At 77.8% G+C, this 1853-nt stretch carries 2 pseudogenes; both read left to right on the plus strand.

The features are described from left to right. Positions 1-945 (plus strand): annotated as a pseudogene (locus ACOV8S_RS32930) (hypothetical protein); the annotation flags it as partial. A 78-nt stretch (positions 946-1023) separates the two neighbouring features. Further along, positions 1024-1853, plus strand: a pseudogene (locus tag ACOV8S_RS32935) (hypothetical protein); the annotation flags it as partial.

Below are 1853 nucleotides of genomic sequence, written 5' to 3' on the forward strand. Positions count from 1 at the left end.
AGCCTGCTCGGCGTGCCCGCGGCGGCGCCCCCGCTGCGCCCCCGCCCCGGCACCCCGGTCGACCGGCTGGCCGAGCACGCCGCCCTGCTGGGCTCCCTCGCCGCCACCGTCGCCCCGGAACTCCAGCGCCGTCTGGCCCGCGCCGACCTGCTGTCCGCCGCCCGCACCGCCGGCGCGGTCACCGCCCGGCAGTGGGCCGAACAGACTCTCACCACCCTCCTGGGCACCGACCTCGTCCTGCTGCCGTCCTTCGAGGCCCCACCGCCCGGAGACCTGGGCGACTCCCTCGCCCACGCCGACACCCTCCTCGACGGCGACCCGCACGCCCCCGTCGGCTGGCTCACCCGGCTCGGCCGGGTCCGCCGCGGCGTGGAACGCCTGGTCACCACCCTCGGCTACGCCGAGGCGCTGGAGACGGGCGACGCCCTGACGGCGGTGGTCGCCCAGACCCCGTACACACCCCCCGGTCCGGACCCGGACCGCGTGGAACGCTGGGCCGCGCTGCCCTCCGCCACCGGCGGCAGCCCCGGCGCCCGGCTCTCCCTCGTCCTGCACACCCCCGGCGCGCCCGCGCCCGGGGAACTGCTCACCGGCCGCCTGCGCGGGCTGGTCGTCGACGAATGGACCGAGGTGGTGCCCCGCACCGAGCAGACCACCGGCCTCGCCCTGCACGTCGACGCCCCGGACGCGGCGCCGCCGCAGGCCGTTCTGCTCGCCGTGCCCCCGGACGCCTCGCCGACCTGGACGCCCGAACTGCTGGGCGCCACCGTCGAGTCGGCCCTCGAACTCGCCATGCTGCGTGCCGTGGACCACGAGGCGCTGCACCCCGACAGCCCCACCGCCGTCGCCGACATCGGGCAGCTGGCGCCCGCCGCCGTCCTCGCCGCCAACGTCGCCCACCGGGACGCCGTCGCCACCGACTTCACCCGAGGCCTTCCGCAGTAGCCCCGGACAGCCGGGCGGTCCGGCGGAGACCGACCGCCCGGCCCGATCCGGGAGTTCCCGGAGACAGGAGCGTCACCCATGCCCTCCATCACCAGCTGGACGCGGCTCGAACCCCGCGCCCGCACCGGCGACCTGCGGCCCTCCCTGGAGGCCCAGGTCCACGACCCCGCCTGGATGCTCGCCCGCCAGTGGCAGCTCGGCGAGTTCCTCGGCGACGACGCGGGCAGCCCCGTCTGGGTGCGGGTCCGCGGCCACGCCGACCGCGTCACCCGCTACCGCCCCGGCCCCGCGACCGGTCCCGGCGTCCCCTACGACGGAGCCACCCCGCTCGAGGCGCTCGGCGAGGCCGAACCCGGCGGCCCCCGCTCCACCGCCGCCGACCTGCGGGCTGCCGCCGAGAGCGGCCAGCACCTGCTGCGCATGCTGCGCGCCGCGGATCTCCCGGCCGAGGACGTCGCCCACGCGGTCACCCTCCTGCTCGACGACTACCCTCTCGGCCTCACCGGTGAGGAAGGAGCCGCCGACGGGGCCACCGCGCGCTACCTGACCGTGCTGCGCGGCCGCGTCCCGGACGGCAACGCGGTCGCCTTCACCCTGCGCGCGTCCCCGCCCACCACGGAGGAGCCGGTGTGGGGACTGCCGCCCGAGGCGGCGCCCGTCCTCGAGGCCTGGCTCGCCTGGTACGACGAACGGCACCTGACCGCCCCGGTCACGGGTCCGGACACGTGGGACCCGCAGCGGCTGGAGTACCGCTTCTCCGTCGGCCTGGCCGAGGGGACCGCCGAGACCACCCTGACCGCCGAGGCGTACCAGGGCGGCACCCTCGACTGGACGGACTTCACCGCGGGCGGGGCGACCGGACTGGCCCCCGCGCCGGCCCGCACCCCCCTGCTGTCGACGACCTTCCC

The organism is Streptomyces sp. CO7 (assembly GCF_053474865.1).